Genomic DNA, 17411 nt, shown 5'->3' with positions numbered 1-17411 from the left:
CCGCGCGGCGACACATGAAGATGAATATTATTGCCGGTCCGCTAGACATAGACCAAGCGGTACAGTACCTTTCCTTCAACCCTGCACAGGGGCAGAAAAATGACTTTGGTAATACATTAACTGGAAAGGCCCTGACCATGGACATTCGGTCGCGCATCGACTCTCACCGCATGGGAACGTATCAATGGACCATCATCGCCATTGCGCTCTTTATCAACTCCTTGGACGGCTATGACATGGTCGCCATGGCCTTCGCCGCCTCGGCCGTCACGGACGACTTTGGGTTGAGCGGTTCAGCGCTGGGCTGGCTGCTTGCCGCGGCGGGCATCGGCATCGCGCTCGGCTCTCTCATCCTAGCCCCGCGCGCGGACCGCTGGGGCCGCCGCACAGTCATCCTCTTAGGCCTCGCCATCGATCTTGTGGGTCTCGTCGCGACGGCGCTCGCGCCGAACTTCGCGCTCCTGCTCGCCGCGCGCATCCTCACCGGCGTGGGCGTGGGCGCCATCCTCACGTGCGTCACGGTGCTCGTGAGCGAGTTTTCCAACCTGCGCCACCGCGGTCTCGCCGTGGCCATCTATGCCTCGGGCTACGGCCTAGGCGCCGCCGCGTGCGGCTGGGTGGCCAAGTCTTTCGGCGCCTGGGAGATTATCTTCTGGGTCGGCGCCGCACTCACTCTCGTCGCGCTTGCTCTCGCGTGGTCTATCCCTGAGTCCCCCGACTTCCTCGCGGCCCGCGGCGACTCCGCCGGTGTGCGTCGCCTTGCCCTGCGCTTGGGCCTCGGCTCCGACATCATTGTGGCGCCCGCTCAGCCTTCCGATGCCGCCCTCCGCGACGTCCTCTCCCCCGCTTGGCGCCCCATCTCGCTGCGCCTATGGGCAGCCTTCGCCCTCGGCTCGTCCGCGTTCGGTTTCGCGTCGCAGTGGACACCCAAGCTTCTCGATACCGCCGGGCTCAGCGCCGAGCAGGGCATCCTGGGCGGCATCATGCTCTCTGTGGGCGGCACGCTGGGCTCGCTTGCCTTCGGGACGCTCACGACGCGCATTCGCGCTCAGCGCCTACTCATCGGTTGCTGCCTCGCGGCGGCGGTCGTGCTCGTGGCCTTCATCTCTTTGTCGGGCGCGCCGCTGGCGATGCTCGTCCTCGGCGTCGTGGCGGGCATGTTTTTAAACGGCTGCATCACGGGCTTCTACACCGTGGTCCCGGCGGCCTATCCCGGCGCGCTGCGTGCCTCGGCGATGGGAGCGGCCATTGGCGTCGTGCGCGTGGCCACGACGGCCTCGCCCATCCTCGTGGGCTACCTCGTCGACGCAGGGTGGACGCCGTTTGCGCTCTACGTTCTCTTCGCGGTACTCACCGTTGCGGGCGGTGTGTGCCTGCGCGGAATTCGGGAGTACCGTAAGGTTCACACGACTCCTGCGCGCGAGCGCGTTCTGGTTTAGCCTGAAGGCATGTTCTCCCTTAATAATCAGATTGCAGTCGTCACCGGTGCCGCGACGGGCATTGGTAAGGGCATCGCCTCCGCATTGTGCGAGGCTGGTGCCACCGTCGTCATCGCTGATCTCAACGAGTCGGCCGCGGCTGACACCGCCGCATCACTGGGTGCGCACTCGCGCTTCGTCGACGTGACCAAGCGTGAGACGGTCCGCGCGCTCTATGACTCCGTCGTCGAGGAATTCGGCCGCCTCGACATCGTGTGCTCCAACGCGGGTGTCTTCCCCAACGCGCCACTGGAGAGCATGACGGATGAGCAGTGGGATGCGATGTTCGCCATCAATACGCATGGCACGTTCACCGTGGTGCAGGAGGCGCTGCCGCATATGAAAGCACAGCGCTACGGCCGCATTGTCATCACGACCTCGATCACCGGCTCCCACACGGGCTTCCCCGGTTGGGCACACTATGGCGCATCCAAGGCCGCGCAGCAGGGCTTCATGCGTTCCGCCGCGCTCGAGGTCGCCCGCGACGGCATCACCATCAACGGCGTGCTGCCGGGCAACATCCTGACGGAGGGCCTCGAAGGCCAGGGCGAGGAGTACCTCGCCGAGATGACCCGCGCCATCCCCATGCACCGCCTGGGCGACCCGCGCGATATCGGCAATGCCGCCGCGTTCCTCGCCTCCCGCGAAGCCGGCTACATCACGGGCCAAACCCTCATCATCGACGGCGGCCAGGTGCTGCCGGAGACCCCCGAAGCGATTCTGCCGCCGTACGAGGCTTAGACTTCTCTCCCGTTCTTATGCGATAGCGCACAAAGAGTCTTGTGCCGTGTTCGGTGTGCCCTGGGCAACCGCTATGACGCACAGCTCGTGCACCGCGTTCACGCCGTCCTATATCTGTGCGGTGTGGTGGCCCAAGGCGAATAAGGCGGGCGCGCTCGCCTCCATGCTCACTGGTGCTGTGGTGTCCGTGGGGTGGAATGCCCTGGGCCTCGACGCTGCGACGGGCTGGGACGCGATGGTTGCGGGCATCGGCAGCTCCACGCTGGCCATGGTTGTGGGGAACGCTGGCGACGCAGCGGCGCTACCCAGTGCCAGCTCGCATTCAGGCAGCACTGCGGGAGATCTAAAAAAGGGCGGCCCGAAGGCCGCCCTTGTGTCTTAGCGCTTAAGCGTTGAGCTTACGGTAATCAAACACCGTATCAATGAGACCGTACTCGACGGCTTCCTGCGCGGTGAGGATCTTGTCGCGGTCGGTGTCCTGGCGGACCTGCTCGGAGGTACGGCCGGTGTGGCGGGCCAGCGTGTCCTCCATGAGGCGACGCATACGCTCGATCTCGGCAGCCTCGATGGCGAGGTCAGAGACCTGGCCCTGGGTGCCTTGCGTGCGCGGCTGGTGGATGAGGATGCGGGAGTTCGGCAGGGCTGCGCGCTTGCCCGGGGCACCGGCGGCCAGCAGCACAGCGGCAGCGGACGCGGCCTGGCCCAGGCAGACGGTCTGCACGTCGGGGCGAACGTACTGCATGGTGTCGTAGATAGCCATCAGCGAGGTGAACGAGCCACCCGGGGAGTTGATGTACATCGTGATGTCGCGGTCCGGGTCCTGGGACTCGAGGACGAGCAGCTGCGCCATGATGTCGTTGGCGGAGGTGTCATCGACCTGGGTGCCCAGGAAGATAATGCGCTCCTCGAAGAGCTTGGAGTACGGGTTAGTCTCCTTGGTGCCCTGGGCGGACTGCTCGATAAAGGACGGCAGCACGTAGCGGGAGTTCGGCATCTGGAAATTAGACATAAAAGATTCTCCTTCTAAAAGAATGCGTGCCGGTTTAGAGGTTGGACAGCGGGCCCTGAGCGGACTCGATGACGTGGTCGACGATGCCGTAGTCCTTGGCTTCCTGCGCGGTGAACCAGCGGTCGCGGTCGGAGTCCTTGGTGATCTGCTCGAAGGTCTGGCCGGTGTGCTCAGCGATGAGCTCGGCCATCTCGCGCTTCGTGGCGGCGAACTGCTCGGCCTGGATGGCGATATCGGCAGCGGTGCCACCCACGCCAGCAGACGGCTGGTGCATCATAATGCGTGCGTGTGGCAGAGCGTAGCGCTTGCCCTTCGTGCCGCCGGAGAGCAGGAACTGGCCCATGGAGGCAGCCAGGCCCATGCCGTAGGTGGCGATATCGCACGGCGAGTACTTCATCGTGTCGTAGATGGCCATGCCGGCCGTGACGGAACCGCCCGGGGAGTTAATGTAGAGCGAAATGTCGCGAGTGGGATCCTCAGCCGACAGAAGCAGGATCTGTGCGCACAGCTTATTCGCAATCTCGTCGTCCACCTGGGTGCCCAGGAAGATAATGCGCTCGCGCAGCAGGCGCTCGTAGACGCTATCGCCCAGGTTCATGCCTGCGCCCGGTGCCGTCATAGTGATGTCAGACACTTCTAATCAGTCTCCTTCGTACGTGTTCTTTTCCGCTTTGCCGCCGCAGCGAAAACCACGACGCGAAAAGCCAATGGCACCACCCTACCGCGCTTTGGTCGCCAAGAACCCCTCGAAAGGGCCTTGTTCGCTATGAGCGTTACGCCAGCCGCGTAGGCATGCAAAAAGCCCGGGCTGCAGCCCGGGCTTTCAGCGTGAAAGATTAATCCTCAGCGTTCGCTGCGGTCTCCTCGTCTTCTTCGATCTCGCCGAAGTACTGCTCGACGTCGACCTTGGTGCCGTCCTCGTCCTTAGCATCAACGCGGCAGATGGAGGCCGCGAGTGCCTTGCCACGGCGGACGTCGGCAAACAGGTTGCCGATCTGGCCGTTGGACTGGATCTGCTGGATGAACTGGTTCGGGTCCATGCCGTAGGACTGTGCGGTGAACAGGATGTGATCGGTGAGCTCCTGCTGGGAGACCTCCGGCTCTTCCTTGTCAGCGACGGCGTCCAGGAACAGCTGGGTGCGCACGGACTCTTCAGCCTGCTCGCGGGACTCCTTGTCGAACTCCTCGCGGGTGGTGCCCTGTGCCTCGAGCAGCTGGGCGAGAGCCTTCTCGTCGTGTGCGAGCTGGCCCAGGACTTGGTGCAGCTGAGCGTGAACCTGCTCGTCCACGATGGACTGCGGCAGCTCGAAGGACACCTGCTCCATGGCAGCCTTGAGGACCTCGTCGCGGATGGCAGCAGCCTGCTCGGACTTCTTGGACTCCTCGACCTGGCCCTTGGTGGCCTCGCGCAGCTCCTCGATGGTGTCGAACTCAGACGCCATCTGAGCGAACTCGTCGTCGAGGTTCGGCAGCTTGCGCTCCTTGGACTGAACGACGTGGACCTTGATGGTGGCCTCTTCGCCCTTGTGCTCGCCGGAGTTGATCTCAGCGGTGAACTCGTTGTCCTCGTCGGTCTTCATGCCGCGCAGTGCGGTGTCGAGGCCCTTGATGAGGTCGTCGTCGCCGATGCGGTAGGACAGGCCCTCGGTGGACGCGTCCTCAATCTTCTTGCCGTCGATCTCGGCGGTGATGTCGATGATGGCGTAGTCGCCGGTCTTCATCTTGCGCTTGGTGTCCTTGAGCTCACCGAAGCGCTCGGCGAGGTTCTCCAGAGCCTCGTCCACGGCGGCATCGTCAGCAACGATGGCCGGAACGGTGACGGCGATCTTGGAGAAGTCCGGAACCTCGATCTCCGGGCGGACGTCGACCTCAGCGGTGAACTCGACAACGTCGTTGTCCTCGATCTTGGTGATGTCGATCTCCGGCTGGCCGATGACCTTGAGGTCGTTTTCAACGACGGCCTGCTCGTAGCGGGTAGGCAGCATGTCGTTGACGACCTGCTCGAGGATGGGGCCGCGGCCGATGCGCGCATCGATAAGCTGGCGCGGCGCCTTGCCCTTACGGAAGCCCGGGATCGAGACCTGCTGCGCGATGGCAGCGTAAGCCTGCGCGATCTCCTTGTCCAGCTCCGAGAACGGAACGTTAACGGTCAGCTTGACGCGAGTATCGCTCAGCTTGTCGACGGTGGTCTTCACGGAAAACTCTCCTGCGGGTAGTTAGTAGAATGTACGGCTCACAAGTGTACTAAAGGGGTCCAAGACTCTTCGTCTTGGACCCCTTCTTTTACGTCGGGACGACAGGATTTGAACCTGCGACCCCCTGCTCCCAAAGCAGGTGCGCTACCAAACTGCGCCACGTCCCGCGACCCGCCGAAACGGGTTCATCGCGCAAGTCTACTGGGTGTAGCGCCGTTTGCGGAAACCGGCAGCTAGTCTGGCAAACATGGCGATTTTATTTATCGATGTCGACGGCACGCTCGTCAACTCCTATCCCGGCATCGCCGCGTGCATCCGCGCGACCATGGATGAGCTCGGCCTGCCCCAGCCTTCCGATGCCCAGCTCCACCGGCTCCCCGGGCCCCCACTGCGCGATACCCTCGCGGCCTGGGGCTATGCTTCCGATGCCGTCGAGCGTATCTACGCCGCATTCCACCAGGTGTATGACACGTCGGGGTGGAAGTGGACCACGCTCCACGAGGGCTGGGCGGACGCCCTACCTCGGTGGAAGGCGGCGGGCCACACGCTGTGCACGGCGACAAGCAAGGGCGACACCGTCACCACACGCATCCTGGACCAGTTGGGTGTCCTCGAGCACTTCGACTTCATAGGCGGCGCCGACGACGAGGGCGGCACGCGCAAGCGCAAGCGCGAGGTCATCGAGTGGGTCCTTGATTCCATGGACTTACGCGGCCACGAGTCCAAGATCCTCATGATCGGCGACCGCTCCCACGACACGGAGGGCGCCCGCCCACTCGGCATCGCGACGGCGCTCGTGGGCTGGGGCCACGGCAGCCAGCCCGAGTTCGACGACGCGGATTTCTTTGCGCCGGACTTCCCAGCGCTCGAGGCTATCGTCGCCGGATGGACTAGTTAAAGTCGTTCGGGTGCGGGCCGCCGCGGCCGTCCTCGCCGCGATCCAGGCTCGTGATACCCGCCATCTCGTCCTCGGTGAGTTCGAAGCCGAAGACGTCGAAGTTCTCTGCGATGCGCTCCTTGTGCGCGGACTTCGGGAAGACGATGACGCCATTCTGCAGCTGCCAGCGAATAAGCACCTGTGCTGGGGTGACACCATGGGCCTCGGCCGGACCGGTGACCTCGGGCTGCTCCATAATGTCGGTCTTGCCCTGACCCAGCGGACCCCACGACTCGATCTTGATGCCGTGTGCACGAATGCCGTCGAGCTCGCGCCAACGCTGAAGGTACGGATGCAGCTCGACCTGATTGACGGCTGGCGTCTCCTCGGTATTGAGCTCGAGTTCCTCAATGTGGCCGAGCTCGAAGTTCGCGACGCCGATGGACTTGACCTTGCCGGCCTTCTTCAGCTCGATGAGCTGCTTCCACGCTTCGACGAAGGTGTCCTTCTCCGGGGTCGGCCAATGGATGAGGTAGAGGTCGACGTAGTCGAGGCCCAGCTTCCGCAGTGACTCGTCCAGCGCCGCGGCGGCGTCGGTCTGGCGGTCATTCCACAGCTTCGTGGTTATGAACAGCTCCTCGCGCGGGATGCCGGACTCGGCGATGGCCTGGCCCACGCCCTCCTCGTTACCGTAGATGGCTGCGGTATCGATGTGGCGGTAGCCCACGCGCAGCGCCTCGGCCACGAGTTCCGCGGTCTGCTCTGGGTCGACCTTAAACACACCAAAGCCCAGCTGAGGGATAGTATTTCCGTCGTTTAACTTGATATTCGGTACAGTCATGCGGCCTAGAATACGCCAAAACCCCGGCCGAAACCGGGGTTGAAAGTTGGAGGGAATGACGGGAATCGAACCCGCGTCTTCAGCTTGGAAGGCTGAGGTATTAGCCACTATACGACATTCCCATGCCGTCAAACGCGTGCGCGTAACGTGCTGCTCAACACTTTAACGCATGGCACGTGGAATTGAGAAAACGGGAACTCAGGAACCCAGCTAATCGTTATAGTGGGCAGGAAGAACATACTTTTAAGTACATGGGAGTGAGTGGTCTACAACATGACGGGCCTCATTATTATCCTCGCGGCCGTCGGAGGCGCAGTGTGGTTTGTCTCGAGCCGTTCGAAGAAGAACACCGCGGCCATCGAGCAGCAGAGCTTTGAAGACGCAATCGCAGACGCGCGCCGCTGGACCGAGCGCCTCGGCGGCCAAGTGATGAACCTCTCCGGCACGGACACCGCATCTCAGCAGGCGATGGCTGATGCTTCGGAGCGTTTCACCGCGGCGAACTCCGCACTCGCCAGCGCCACGACGACCAAGCAGGCGAACCTCGCGCGCGAATCCGCGCTCGAGGGCCTGCACTACGTCAATGCCGCCCGCGAGATCATGGGAATGCCTTCCGGCCCGCAGCTCCCGCCGCTCGAGGGTCAGCGTCAGGCTGGCCGCGTCACGGAGGAGCGCACGGTCGAGCTCCAGGACGGCCAGACGATTACCGCCTCGCCGTACGCCTCGGCGAATACCCCGAACTACTACCCCGGCGGCACCGTCGCTGGCCGTCCGGTCCCCGCTGGCTGGTACTCGCGTCCATGGTGGGCCGATGCTCTGAGCACCGGTGTGTGGATGATGGGTTACTCCATGATGTTTAACGCTATGTTCGCGGGCATGTCCGGTATTGGCTACTCGGCCGCAGCCGCAGAGTCCGGCGCCTGGGACGGCGGCGGCGACATGGGAGACATGGGCGGCGGAGACATGGGCGGCGGCGAAGATGGCGGCGGCTTCTTCGACGGTCTCTTTGGTGGCGGCGACGGAGACGGCGGCGGCCTGTTCGACATGGACTTCGACTTCTAAGCCCCGTCCCCCAAGTCAACACAAGCGCCAGGGTTCTTGGAGGCCCCCTTAGCTTTGGGTTTATGGCGCTTCAGGCCGACTCAGACCCCTCGAAACGCAACAAACCCAAAGCTAAGCCTCGTGCCGTTTGGGGACGTCGAAATGATAAAACCCACTGCCACGCACGGAAAACGACGAAAGCGCCAGCGAAAGCTGGCGCTTGAGTCATATTCGGGGCGATTAGGCCTCCGGAAGCTCCGGGGCGATGCCGGTGCGCTCGTACTCGGCGAGGATGTCAATGCGGCGCTGGTGGCGCTCGGCGCGGGACCATTCCTGATCGAGGAAAGCGTCGACGATGGCGAGTGCCTCTTCCTCGGAGTGCATGCGGCCACCGATGCCAATGAGCTGAGCGTTGTTGTGCTCGCGTGCAAGGCGGGCGGTCTCCGGGGACCACGCGAGGGCACAACGAGCACCCTTCACCTTGTTCGCAGCGATCTGCTCGCCGTTGCCGGAGCCACCGAGCACGATGCCGAGCGAACCCGGATCGTTGACGGTGCGCTGGGCGGCGTCGATGCAGTATGCCGGGTAGTCATCCTCGGCATCATAAGCGTGGGCGCCACAGTCAATAACTTCGTGGCCTTGGTTCTTCAGGTGTTCAGCAATGACATTCTTCGTCTCGAACCCTGCGTGGTCTGCTCCTAGATATACGCGCATGACCACGATGGTACCGCACCCGCTCAGTTCCGCTGCGCAAACTCAAACATTGCGGTAAACGTAAGTGTCATGACGCGCTACCTCACGACCACGCTCATCCTCTTCGCCGTGTGCTTCGCTGCGGGGATCGGGACGCTCATCGTCACGAGCCTGCCCAACTATCGGGGATTTCTCATCGGCTGGGTCCTCGCCACGCTCGCCAACCTAGGCCTCGTGGTCGCCGTAGGCTACGCACTGTTCAGCAAGCGCTTTGACAAGGGCGCACGCACCCACGCCCAGCTCTTGGTCGCCTTCATCGTGGGACTCATCGGCACCGCGTCCTGGGCGAGCTGGGTGCTGGCCGCGTGGGAGGAATACCAGGCGCAGCAGACCCTGCCGATTATCAACATCGCGGGCCTGCCCTCGCTACCCTGCACGGTCATCGTGGTGGTCATCCTCGCCACCGCAGCATGTCGAGCGCGTAAGCGCTAGTTGTCGCGCACCTGCGGCATTTCGGTGCGGGTGCGCTTGATCTCGAAGAAGTACGGGTACTGCGCGAGACGCACGGCGGCATCGAAAATCTCGCCGGCCTCCTCGCCGGTCGGAATGCGGGTAATGACGGGGCCGAAGAAGGCCGTATCGCCCAGCTTGACCACCGGGGTGCCGACGTCGTCGCCGACCTCGGAAATACCTTCATGGTGGAACGTGCGAAGGTCCTCGTCGACCTCCTCCGTATTGGCGACGGAAGCAAACTCTGCGGGAAGGGCGGCATCGGCAAGCGCGGCTGTGATGATGTCGTCGTAGGCGCCGTAGCCCTTCTTGCCGCCCTCGCCGGCGCCGTGGATGCGGGTGCCCATGGCGGTGTAGTAGGCGTCGATCTTCTCCGGGGCTTCGAGCATGATCTTCGCGGCGACGCGGGCCGGGCCCCAATTCGCCTTCATCATCTCCATGTAGTCCGGGTCCAGGTCGCGGCCGTCGTTGAGGACGGAGAGCGACATGGGCTTGAACTCGACGCTAATATCGCGGACCTTCTCCACTTCCTTCATCCAGCGGGACGTGGCCCACGCGAACGGGCAGGTGCAATCGAACCAGAAGGTAACGGTCTGCATTATTTCTCCTAAAAAATGGTGTGCGTTATCGTTCCCCCAGACTAATGTGGGTAGCGTTACTTTTCACACAAAATTTCGGAGGAACCCCAATGACCTCGGTTAATCTCACCCGCTCGGAGGCGCAGGCCCGCGCAGCCCTCGTCACAGTTGAGCACTACGACGTAGACCTTGATATCACCGGCGAGAAGCAGTTCCGCTCCCGCACCACCGTATCGTTTACGGCGAAGGAGGACGGCTCCACGTTCATCGATCTGCGTGGGGATTCTGCCACCGCAACCTTGGATGGCGAGGCCATCGACTTCGAGTACGACCCCACCTACGGCATTCCGCTGGAGCTGAAGAAGGGCGCGCACGTCCTCGAGGTCGATGCACTCATCACCTACTCGCGCACCGGCGAGGGCCTGCACCGCTTCGTGGACCCGGCCGATAACCAGCCGTACCTCTACACCCAGTTCGAAACGGCCGATGCCAAGCGCGTCTTCGCCTGCTTCGACCAGCCGAACCTCAAGGCGACGTACTCGCTGTCCTTTACGGCCCCGAGCGACTGGACGATCATCACCAATGGCCCCGTTGAATTTGATGGAACTCGCTGGCGCTGCGAGATCGACTACCCGCTCTCCACGTACCTCGTTGCCGTGTGCGCGGGTCCCTACTACCGCGTCTCGGATGTGTGGGAGGGCACGCTTACGGAGCACCCGGAGGGCCAGCCCGCGCAGGAACTCACGGTGCCGCTGGGCATCTACTGCCGCCAGTCCCTCAAGGACTCCCTCGACGCCGAGCGCCTGTTCACGGAGACCAAGCAGGGCTTCGACTTCTACCACCGCAACTTCGGTTACGCCTACCCGTTTGGCAAGTACGACCAGATCTTCGTGCCGGAATTCAATGCGGGTGCGATGGAGAACGCCGGCTGCGTGACCATTCGCGACGAGTACGTCTTCACCTCGCCGGCGACGCACTACAAGTACGAGCGCCGCGCGGACACCATCCTCCACGAGCTCGCCCACATGTGGTTCGGCGACCTCGTGACCATGGAGTGGTGGGACGACCTGTGGCTCAACGAGTCGTTTGCCACCTGGTCCGCGGCCATCTCCCAGGCGGAGGAAACCCAGTACGACACCGCCTGGGTCACCTTCGCCAACGTGGAGAAGTCCTGGGCCTACCAGCAGGATCAGCTGCCCACCACGCACCCCATCTCCACGGATGCGTCTGATATCGAAACCGTCGAGCAGAACTTTGACGGCATCACCTACGCCAAGGGCGCCTCGACGTTGAAGCAGCTGCAGTCCTACGTCGGCCGCGAGAATTTCCTGGCAGGCGTACGCCGTCACTTCGCCGCGCATGCGTTCAGCAACGCGACCTTCTCCGATTTGCTGCAGCACCTCGAGGAGGCCTCTGGTCGCGACCTGTCCTTCTGGGCGCAGCAGTGGCTCAAGACCACGGGCGTCAACACGGTGAAGCCTGCCTTTACCGTGGAGGACGGCAAGTATGCTTCATTCTCTGTTGAGCAGTCCGGCGACACGCTGCGCACGCACCGCCTCGCGGTCGGCCTCTACAACGTGGTCGACGGGGCTGTCACCCGTGTCCGCCGCGAAGAACTCGATATCGATGGTGCCTCCACGTCGGTGGACGCCCTCATTGGCGCCGAGAAGGCAGACTTCGTCCTCGTCAACGATGACGACCTCACGTACGCACTTATCGAGTTTGATGAGGACTCGCTCGCGTTCGCTATCGAGAACATCGACAAGTTCGTCGATCCCATGGCCCGCACGCTGTGCTGGTCCGCGGCGTGGGAGATGACCCGCGGCGGCACCATGCGCGCCCGCGACTTCGTGGCGCTCGTCGCCCGCGGTGCGTCCGCAGAGACGGAGCTCGCCGTCCTCGAACGCATCCTTATCCAGGCGGTATCCGCCCAGCGGCAATACGCCGATCCCGCCTGGGCAGCGAGCGATGAGACCCTTGCATCTGCCCTGCTTGGCGGCGCACAGAACCCGGACGCGCAGCGCTCCCTCATCTTCGCTCAGGCGCTCACCTCGCTCGAGCTTTCCGATGCCGCCCGTTCCTACCTGCAGGGCCTCCTCGCCGACTCCGAGGACCAGGGCTTGCGGTGGAAGGCACTCGCAGCGTTGGCGGCGGCTGGCGAGGACATGGAGGACGCGGTGACTTCGGAGCTTAAGCGCGATAACTCGGCACTCGGCGTCCAGGGCGCCATCCGTGCCCGCGCTGCCGTCAACACGCCAGAGAATAAGCGCGCGGTCTACGACGAGATCGTCGCCGGCGACCTGGGCAACCGCGAGCTCGAGTCCAAGCTGGCGGGTCTCACGTCACCGGGCTCGGAGGCGCTCCTGCCCACCGCGGAGTTCTACGACGTCGCGGAGAAGATCTGGGGCGCGCAGTCCTCCGAGGTCGCACAGACCACCGTCTCCGGCTTGTTCCCTCGCTGGGACGTCACAGAGGAAGGCCTCAAGCGTGCCGATGAGTTCCTCGCGCGCGAACTGCCCGGTGGCCTGCGTCGCAGCGTCACCGAGGACCGCGACCGCGTCGCCCGCGCACTGCGCAACCGCAGGTTTGACGCGTCCTGATGTACTGGGGGCCGCGTGGGATCATCGACTCCCCTCTCGCCGGCCGCTGCGGCGCTCGTCGGCGGGACTGCTGCCGTTCTAGACAGACTCGAGCGTTGCGGCGGGCCTGTCGCCGACGACGACGGCGACCGTGACGGCATCGGAACGCAAGGTCTCTTCTGAATGCTCGACGACGCGCCCTTCGCTGCCCCACACCGTACGGGAAAGGCGCAGCACCGGCTGTGTCCGGCCGATGAGCAGGAGCGACTGCTCGTCCTCGGTGGGCAACGCCGGGGTGACGAGCTCGCGCTTGAGCACGCCCAGACTGTTCATCATGCCTTCCAGATCGCTGCTTGCGAGGTCCGGGAAGAACTCCACCGGCAGGTAGTGCATGGCAAGGCTCACGGGAGACAGCTCCGTGGAGCGCAGGCGCCACAGCGCCCACACTTCGTCGTTGTCGTCGATCTCCAGCTGCGCCGCGATATGGCGCGGAGCAGTGGTGCGTTGGAAATCGAGAACGCGCGTCTGCAGCGCGGTTCCGCGGCTGCTGAGCTGCGGGTAGATGTCGTCGAGCGTCGTGAGCTCGGCGACCGGCGGAATGGACCGTACGAAGGTTCCACCTGTGCGACCGCGGCGACGATCAATGAGTCCCTCAATTTGAAGGATGTCCAAGGCATGACGAACTGTCATGCGGGCCACGCCGAACTCCTGAACCAGCTCTCGCTCAGTGGGTAAGCGGTCTCCGGGGCGCAGCTGGCCTGTCTCAATCTTCTCGCGCAATGCGTCAGAGATGAGCAAGTATGCGGGCTTGCGTCGTTGGATAGCAGTCACGCATTAAGAATAGCCAATAAAAAATGATCCCCCTAACTAAGGCCCGCTTAAAACTGCCTTAAGTTCAAGGTTTAAAGGCTTAGAAATCTCTACGCAATCCACTCGGTGAGATATAGACCGGCCAGGTGTCATGCCAGCCATCCGAGCGAGATTAAGAGACATTTAATCTAGTCTAAAGCGTCGAGCGCCTGGCGCAGATCCTCGAGCAAGTCCTCACTATCCTCGATGCCGATCGACAGACGCACAAGGTCCGCCGGCGGCACGAGTTCGGAGCCCTCCGCCGACACATGCGTCATGTGCCGCGGATGCTCCACGAGCGACTCGACACCGCCCAGCGATTCTGCGAGAGCAATGAGCCGCGTGTTGAGACAGAACTGCGTCGCATGCTCGGGCTTGTGGAAGCGCACCGACATCATGCCGCCGAATCCGCGCATCTGCTTCGCCGCCAGCTCGTGGCCCGGGTGCGACGCCAGCCCCGGATAGAGCACCTGCTTCACCTCCGCGCGCGCCGCAAGGAACTCGGCCACCGCCTGAGCGTTCTGACAGTGGCGGTCCATGCGCACCGCAAGCGTCTTGATACCCCGTGCAGTGAGGTACGCATCAAACGGCGAGGCCACCGCGCCCGTATTGCCCTGGAAGTAAAGCAGGCGCTCGTCCATCTCCGGATCATTGGTCACGACCGCGCCGCCGAGGACGTCCGAGTGCCCACCCAGATACTTCGTGGTGGAGTGGAGCACGTGGTCCGCACCGAGCGCCAACGGGTTCTGGAGGTACGGGGTCGCAAAGGTGTTATCCACAACAACAGCAGCGTTGCCCTTCACCGCCGCGACGGCCGCGATATCCGTAATGTTCGTCGCCGGGTTCGTAGGCGTTTCCAGCCAGATGAGCTTCGTGTTGTCCTTGATGGCCGCGCGCACCGCCTGCACGTCGGTAGTGTCGACGATGCTGAGCTCGACGCCCCAATCGCCGTAGTCATTGTGGAGCAGGCGGTACATGCCGCCATAAGCGTCGTTGCCGAGGATGACGTGCGCGCCCGGGCGCAGGATGATGCGCAGAAGCGTATCCACGGCCGCCATGCCAGAGGAGAACACGCGCGCGTACTGCGCGTCCTCGAGCGCGGCGAGCGTCTTCTCCAGAGCACGCACGGTCGGGTTAGCCACGCGTCCATACTCGAAGCCGCCACGCAGTTGCGCCAAGCCGTCTTGTTCGAACGTCGTGGACGCGTAGATGGGCACGTTGATAGAACCCATATGGCTATCCGGCTGGTATCCGGCGTGGATGGCACGGGAATGGAAGCCGCGCGCGAGTTGTGCGCGGCGCTCGTGGTTGCTCGGCTCAGTCATGCACGCAAGCCTAGACCAAGCTGTCCATTTTTCGCGTACCTTTCCGCCTTTTATATTCACCCTGGCGTACACTAGGCGGACGATGATTCTCGCTAAAAACACTGCAACCGACACCGTCACCGCGGTTAACTCGTGGTGGTCCAATCCCGATACCCGTGCCTGGCTCGTGGAAAAGCCTCTGAAGATCCTGCTCATCATTCTCATTGCGCTCGTTCTGCATTGGCTCTCGCGCCGGCTCATCGACAAGCTCGCACGCAAAGCGCAGAGCTCGAACGGTTCGCGCCCGCCGCTGCTACGCAACGTACGCAAGCCCAAGTCCAAGCAACAGGCCCAACTGCGCTCCCTCGACGAGACGCACGAGAAACGCCGTATCTCCCGCATTAAGACGCTCGCTGGCGTCGCCCGCTCCGCCGTCGCCATCGTCATCTGGGTCTGGGCCGCCATGACCATCCTCGCCGAAATCGGCGTCAACGTCGCCCCACTCATCGCCTCGGCCGGCGTCGTGGGCGTCGCCATCGGCTTCGGCGCCCAGTCGCTTATCAAGGACTTCCTCTCCGGCATCTTCATGCTCCTCGAGGACCAGTACGGCATCGGCGACACCATCGATCTCGGCAACGGCGTCTTCGGCGACGTCGAGGACATCACGTTGCGCATCACCACCGTCCGCGACATGGACGGCGCGCTGTGGTACGTCCGCAATGGCGAGATTCTCCACGTCGCCAACCACTCTGATGGCTACGCCATTGCCCGCATCGAGGTACCCATCAGCCTGTCCAACGACATCGATGATGCCCAAGCTGTCATCGCGGCATCGGCAGCACGCGCGGCGGACGAGGAAGCCGTCTCCGGGCTCATCCTCGAGGCCCCAAACATGCTCGGCGTCTCGAGCGTCGAGCCTGACTATGCCACCGTGCGCATCGTGACCAAGACCCTCCCCGGCGCCCAATGGCAGGTTCAGCGCTTCATCCAGGGCGAGATCTGGGAAGATATGCAGAAGAACGACATCAATACCCCCTACCCCCACGGCAAAGGAATCCCCAATTATGACGACGCCGAATAGCGCCGAGTCCGTCTACGACGCCATCGGCGGCGACGCCACCTTCGACAAGCTCGTCGCGGGCTTCTACGCGCAGGTGCCCGACGACGACATCCTCGCGCCCATGTATCCCGAAGACGATATGGAGGGCGCACACAACCGTCTCAAGTGGTTCCTCGCGCAGTACTGGGGCGGGCCCCAGGAGTTCAGCGAAAACCGCGGCCGCCCAGCCCTGCGCATGCGGCACGCCCACTTCCATGTGGACCGCGCCGCCGCCCTGCGCTGGCTCGAGCTCATGAATAACTCGCTCGCCCAGATCGACGAGGAGACCATTCCCCCGGCCTACCGTCACATGCTCACCGACCACTTCGAGCGCGTCGCTGGCATGCTCGTCAACCAGCCGGACTAACCCACATGTCCGCAGACATCCGGCGCTCCTTCTTCCCGCTGGGCTGGACGTCTTGCGGCGGCCCCGCGGCTCACCTCGGCTATTTCCGGACCGAGTTCATCGGCCGGCGCGGCTGGCTCACCGAGTCGTCCTATGCGGACCTCGTCGCGCTCTCGCAGTTCCTGCCCGGCCCCGGCAGCTCCAAGGTCGGCATGGCGCTCGGCTACCATCGCGGCGGCTGGGCCGGGTTTATTTCGGCCTGGTTCTGGTTCACGCTGCCCTCGGCCCTCATCATGGCCGTCTGTGGCCTCGCCTTCCGCGACGCCCAGCTTGCCGATACCCCCTTCCTCACCGGTCTGCTCGCCGCCGCAGCCGGCGTCGTCGCCCACGCCGTCTACGGCATGGCCCGCAAGCTGCTCTATACCCCACTCACGTGGGTGTTTGCGATTGCCACTTTCGTTGCGCTGTTCTGGCTTCCCCAGATAGTCCCGCTCCTCCTCGCAGCGGGTCTCGGCGCCGCGTTCCTCCGCCGGCCACAACTTACTGGCGCACCCGAGCTGCGCCCCGTCACCGCCCGCGCCGGTTGGAGCGCGCTCGTTGCCTTCTTCGCACTGCTCGGTGGGCTGGCCGCCGGCGCGCTCACCGGGAACTGGTGGGCGACACGGCTGAACGCCTTCTACCAAGCCGGCGCCCTCGTCTTCGGCGGCGGACACGTCATCCTGCCGCTGCTCGAGGATCGCTTCGTCGCCACCGGATGGATGAACCCCGCTGAGTTCTTCGCCGGCTACTCCATCGCCCAAGGTTTACCCGGGCCGCTCTTCACATTTGCAACCTACGTCGGCGCCGTCGATCGCGGAATCCTCGGTGCAATCGTCGGCACCGTGATGATCTTCCTTCCTGGCGCCCTCCTCATGGTCGCGGGACTCTACTTCTGGTCGCGCTGGCGCACGCTTCCGCGCATGCGCGGCGCCTTCGCTGGCGTCAATGCCGCCGTCGTCGGGCTGCTCACCCACGCGCTCTGGGATCCCATCATCACCCACGGCGTGACAGGCTGGGCCACCGCTCTCATCGCTGTGGCCGCCTTCGCAGCACTCTGGTTCAAGGCCCCGGCGTGGTCCGTCGCGGTCGGCGCGGCTCTTGCCGGCTGGGTTCTTCTTTAGTCTGCGAAACTGGTCTCCTCCGGTTCGGGCAGCGGGATGAGGTTGCGCTCGGTGGCGAGCTGTTCGGTGCGCTGGGAAATGGTCTGGCGCCACCGCTGGGCCATAATCCCC

Annotated in this window: 18 protein-coding genes and 2 tRNA genes; 10 read left to right on the top strand and 10 right to left on the bottom strand. The window is 63.8% G+C overall.

Annotated elements, in window-relative coordinates; genetic code table 11:
• Window positions 1-137: 137 nt before the first annotated feature.
• The 3 genes from HMPREF3227_RS06355 to HMPREF3227_RS06345 all read left to right on the top strand — a co-directional run bounded on the left by HMPREF3227_RS06355 (window position 138) and on the right by HMPREF3227_RS06345 (window position 2601).
• Window positions 138-1439 (top strand): MFS transporter, encoded by a 1302-nt coding sequence (locus HMPREF3227_RS06355; protein WP_066511333.1) that lies wholly within the window; start codon window positions 138-140, stop codon window positions 1437-1439.
• 9 nt (window positions 1440-1448) lie between these two features.
• The gene (fabG, locus tag HMPREF3227_RS06350; protein WP_066511330.1) at window positions 1449-2219 is read left to right on the top strand and encodes a 3-oxoacyl-ACP reductase FabG; all 771 of its coding nucleotides are present in this window, start codon (window positions 1449-1451) and stop codon (window positions 2217-2219) included.
• A gap of 73 nt (window positions 2220-2292) precedes the next feature.
• Window positions 2293-2601, top strand: coding sequence for a hypothetical protein (locus tag HMPREF3227_RS06345; protein ID WP_141759173.1), 309 nt, complete (start codon window positions 2293-2295; stop codon window positions 2599-2601).
• A 3-nt stretch (window positions 2602-2604) separates the two neighbouring features.
• Here HMPREF3227_RS06345 and HMPREF3227_RS06340 read toward each other — a convergent pair whose 3' ends face one another.
• The 4 genes from HMPREF3227_RS06340 to HMPREF3227_RS06325 form a co-directional block, all read right to left on the bottom strand.
• The gene (locus HMPREF3227_RS06340) at window positions 2605-3228 is read right to left on the bottom strand and encodes an ATP-dependent Clp protease proteolytic subunit (protein WP_066490487.1); all 624 of its coding nucleotides are present in this window, start codon (window positions 3226-3228) and stop codon (window positions 2605-2607) included.
• 34 nt (window positions 3229-3262) lie between these two features.
• A complete protein-coding gene (locus HMPREF3227_RS06335) occupies window positions 3263-3847 on the bottom strand; it encodes an ATP-dependent Clp protease proteolytic subunit (RefSeq protein ID WP_230384166.1) in 585 nt (194 codons plus the stop codon).
• Between the two features lie 217 nt (window positions 3848-4064).
• Entirely contained in the window at window positions 4065-5423 is a 1359-nt protein-coding gene (gene tig, locus HMPREF3227_RS06330) for a trigger factor (RefSeq protein ID WP_066490482.1), read from the bottom strand.
• 93 nt (window positions 5424-5516) lie between these two features.
• Window positions 5517-5590 (bottom strand) — tRNA-Pro (locus HMPREF3227_RS06325).
• A gap of 80 nt (window positions 5591-5670) precedes the next feature.
• On the opposite strand from HMPREF3227_RS06325, the gene HMPREF3227_RS06320 reads away from it, so the two are divergent.
• Complete coding sequence (locus tag HMPREF3227_RS06320) at window positions 5671-6321, top strand: HAD hydrolase-like protein (RefSeq protein WP_066511315.1); 651 nt, start codon at window positions 5671-5673, stop codon at window positions 6319-6321.
• Here HMPREF3227_RS06320 and HMPREF3227_RS06315 read toward each other — a convergent pair.
• Window positions 6314-7141: an aldo/keto reductase gene (locus HMPREF3227_RS06315; RefSeq protein ID WP_066490478.1), complete on the bottom strand. Its 828-nt coding sequence runs from the start codon at window positions 7139-7141 to the stop codon at window positions 6314-6316. The genes HMPREF3227_RS06320 and HMPREF3227_RS06315 overlap by 8 nt on opposite strands.
• Before the next feature lie 47 nt (window positions 7142-7188).
• A tRNA-Gly gene (locus HMPREF3227_RS06310) sits at window positions 7189-7263 on the bottom strand.
• A gap of 151 nt (window positions 7264-7414) precedes the next feature.
• On the opposite strand from HMPREF3227_RS06310, the gene HMPREF3227_RS06305 reads away from it, so the two are divergent.
• Window positions 7415-8203, top strand: coding sequence for a hypothetical protein (locus HMPREF3227_RS06305; RefSeq protein ID WP_066490527.1), 789 nt, complete (start codon window positions 7415-7417; stop codon window positions 8201-8203).
• Window positions 8204-8422: 219 nt separating this feature from the next.
• Here the strand turns inward: HMPREF3227_RS06305 and HMPREF3227_RS06300 are convergent, their stop codons facing one another.
• Entirely contained in the window at window positions 8423-8896 is a 474-nt protein-coding gene (locus tag HMPREF3227_RS06300) for a ribose-5-phosphate isomerase (protein ID WP_066490477.1), read from the bottom strand.
• Window positions 8897-8965: 69 nt separating this feature from the next.
• On the opposite strand from HMPREF3227_RS06300, the gene HMPREF3227_RS06295 reads away from it, so the two are divergent.
• Complete coding sequence (locus HMPREF3227_RS06295; protein ID WP_066490468.1) at window positions 8966-9367, top strand: hypothetical protein; 402 nt, start codon at window positions 8966-8968, stop codon at window positions 9365-9367.
• Here HMPREF3227_RS06295 and HMPREF3227_RS06290 read toward each other — a convergent pair.
• A complete protein-coding gene (locus tag HMPREF3227_RS06290; protein WP_181734595.1) occupies window positions 9364-9984 on the bottom strand; it encodes a mycothiol-dependent nitroreductase Rv2466c family protein in 621 nt (206 codons plus the stop codon). The two genes, HMPREF3227_RS06295 and HMPREF3227_RS06290, sit on opposite strands and share 4 nt — an antisense overlap.
• 89 nt (window positions 9985-10073) lie before the next feature.
• Between HMPREF3227_RS06290 and pepN the strand changes: the two genes are divergently transcribed.
• The gene (gene pepN / locus HMPREF3227_RS06285; protein WP_066511313.1) at window positions 10074-12563 is read left to right on the top strand and encodes an aminopeptidase N; all 2490 of its coding nucleotides are present in this window, start codon (window positions 10074-10076) and stop codon (window positions 12561-12563) included.
• Window positions 12564-12641: 78 nt separating this feature from the next.
• On the opposite strand, the gene HMPREF3227_RS06280 is transcribed toward pepN, so the two are convergent.
• On the bottom strand, window positions 12642-13373 hold the full coding sequence (locus HMPREF3227_RS06280; RefSeq protein ID WP_066490458.1) for a GntR family transcriptional regulator: 732 nt from the start codon (window positions 13371-13373) through the stop codon (window positions 12642-12644).
• Window positions 13374-13540: 167 nt separating this feature from the next.
• Entirely contained in the window at window positions 13541-14716 is a 1176-nt protein-coding gene (locus tag HMPREF3227_RS06275) for a cystathionine gamma-synthase (RefSeq protein ID WP_066511310.1), read from the bottom strand.
• Window positions 14717-14798: 82 nt separating this feature from the next.
• On the opposite strand from HMPREF3227_RS06275, the gene HMPREF3227_RS06270 reads away from it, so the two are divergent.
• The 3 genes from HMPREF3227_RS06270 to chrA are packed head-to-tail and all read left to right on the top strand — an operon-like array spanning window position 14799 to window position 17300.
• On the top strand, window positions 14799-15776 hold the full coding sequence (locus tag HMPREF3227_RS06270; protein WP_066490451.1) for a mechanosensitive ion channel family protein: 978 nt from the start codon (window positions 14799-14801) through the stop codon (window positions 15774-15776).
• Window positions 15760-16161 carry a globin domain-containing protein gene (locus HMPREF3227_RS06265; RefSeq protein ID WP_066490446.1) on the top strand — a complete coding sequence of 134 codons (402 nt, stop codon included), beginning with the start codon at window positions 15760-15762 and terminating at the stop codon, window positions 16159-16161. The genes HMPREF3227_RS06270 and HMPREF3227_RS06265 overlap by 17 nt, the downstream gene beginning before the upstream one ends.
• Before the next feature lie 5 nt (window positions 16162-16166).
• Window positions 16167-17300, top strand: a complete 1134-nt coding sequence (gene chrA, locus HMPREF3227_RS06260; RefSeq protein WP_066511307.1) for a chromate efflux transporter — start codon at window positions 16167-16169, stop codon at window positions 17298-17300.
• Window positions 17301-17411: the final 111 nt, after the last annotated feature.

This window comes from Corynebacterium sp. CMW7794, from assembly GCF_001563605.1.
In the GTDB taxonomy this organism is placed as follows: Bacteria; Actinomycetota; Actinomycetes; order Mycobacteriales; family Mycobacteriaceae; genus Corynebacterium; species Corynebacterium phoceense.
Note: the sequence above shows the minus strand (reverse complement) of the source record. Positions and strands in the feature narration are given on the sequence as shown.

Excerpts from the sequence above, each read along its gene's own strand:
- HMPREF3227_RS06300 (WP_066490477.1), bottom strand. The coding sequence starts at position 8,896 with ATGCGCGTATATCTAGGAGCAGACCACGCAGGGTTCGAGACGAAGAAT.
- HMPREF3227_RS06315 (WP_066490478.1), bottom strand. The coding sequence starts at position 7,141 with ATGACTGTACCGAATATCAAGTTAAACGACGGAAATACTATCCCTCAG.
- pepN (WP_066511313.1), top strand. The coding sequence starts at position 10,074 with ATGACCTCGGTTAATCTCACCCGCTCGGAGGCGCAGGCCCGCGCAGCC.
- HMPREF3227_RS06305 (WP_066490527.1), top strand. The coding sequence starts at position 7,415 with ATGACGGGCCTCATTATTATCCTCGCGGCCGTCGGAGGCGCAGTGTGG.
- HMPREF3227_RS06340 (WP_066490487.1), bottom strand. The coding sequence starts at position 3,228 with ATGTCTAATTTCCAGATGCCGAACTCCCGCTACGTGCTGCCGTCCTTT.
- HMPREF3227_RS06295 (WP_066490468.1), top strand. The coding sequence starts at position 8,966 with ATGACGCGCTACCTCACGACCACGCTCATCCTCTTCGCCGTGTGCTTC.
- HMPREF3227_RS06335 (WP_230384166.1), bottom strand. The coding sequence starts at position 3,847 with ATGACGGCACCGGGCGCAGGCATGAACCTGGGCGATAGCGTCTACGAG.
- HMPREF3227_RS06265 (WP_066490446.1), top strand. The coding sequence starts at position 15,760 with ATGACGACGCCGAATAGCGCCGAGTCCGTCTACGACGCCATCGGCGGC.
- chrA (WP_066511307.1), top strand. The coding sequence starts at position 16,167 with ATGTCCGCAGACATCCGGCGCTCCTTCTTCCCGCTGGGCTGGACGTCT.
- HMPREF3227_RS06275 (WP_066511310.1), bottom strand. The coding sequence starts at position 14,716 with ATGACTGAGCCGAGCAACCACGAGCGCCGCGCACAACTCGCGCGCGGC.
- HMPREF3227_RS06290 (WP_181734595.1), bottom strand. The coding sequence starts at position 9,984 with ATGCAGACCGTTACCTTCTGGTTCGATTGCACCTGCCCGTTCGCGTGG.
- HMPREF3227_RS06345 (WP_141759173.1), top strand. The coding sequence starts at position 2,293 with ATGACGCACAGCTCGTGCACCGCGTTCACGCCGTCCTATATCTGTGCG.
- HMPREF3227_RS06355 (WP_066511333.1), top strand. The coding sequence starts at position 138 with ATGGACATTCGGTCGCGCATCGACTCTCACCGCATGGGAACGTATCAA.
- HMPREF3227_RS06270 (WP_066490451.1), top strand. The coding sequence starts at position 14,799 with ATGATTCTCGCTAAAAACACTGCAACCGACACCGTCACCGCGGTTAAC.
- HMPREF3227_RS06320 (WP_066511315.1), top strand. The coding sequence starts at position 5,671 with ATGGCGATTTTATTTATCGATGTCGACGGCACGCTCGTCAACTCCTAT.
- fabG (WP_066511330.1), top strand. The coding sequence starts at position 1,449 with ATGTTCTCCCTTAATAATCAGATTGCAGTCGTCACCGGTGCCGCGACG.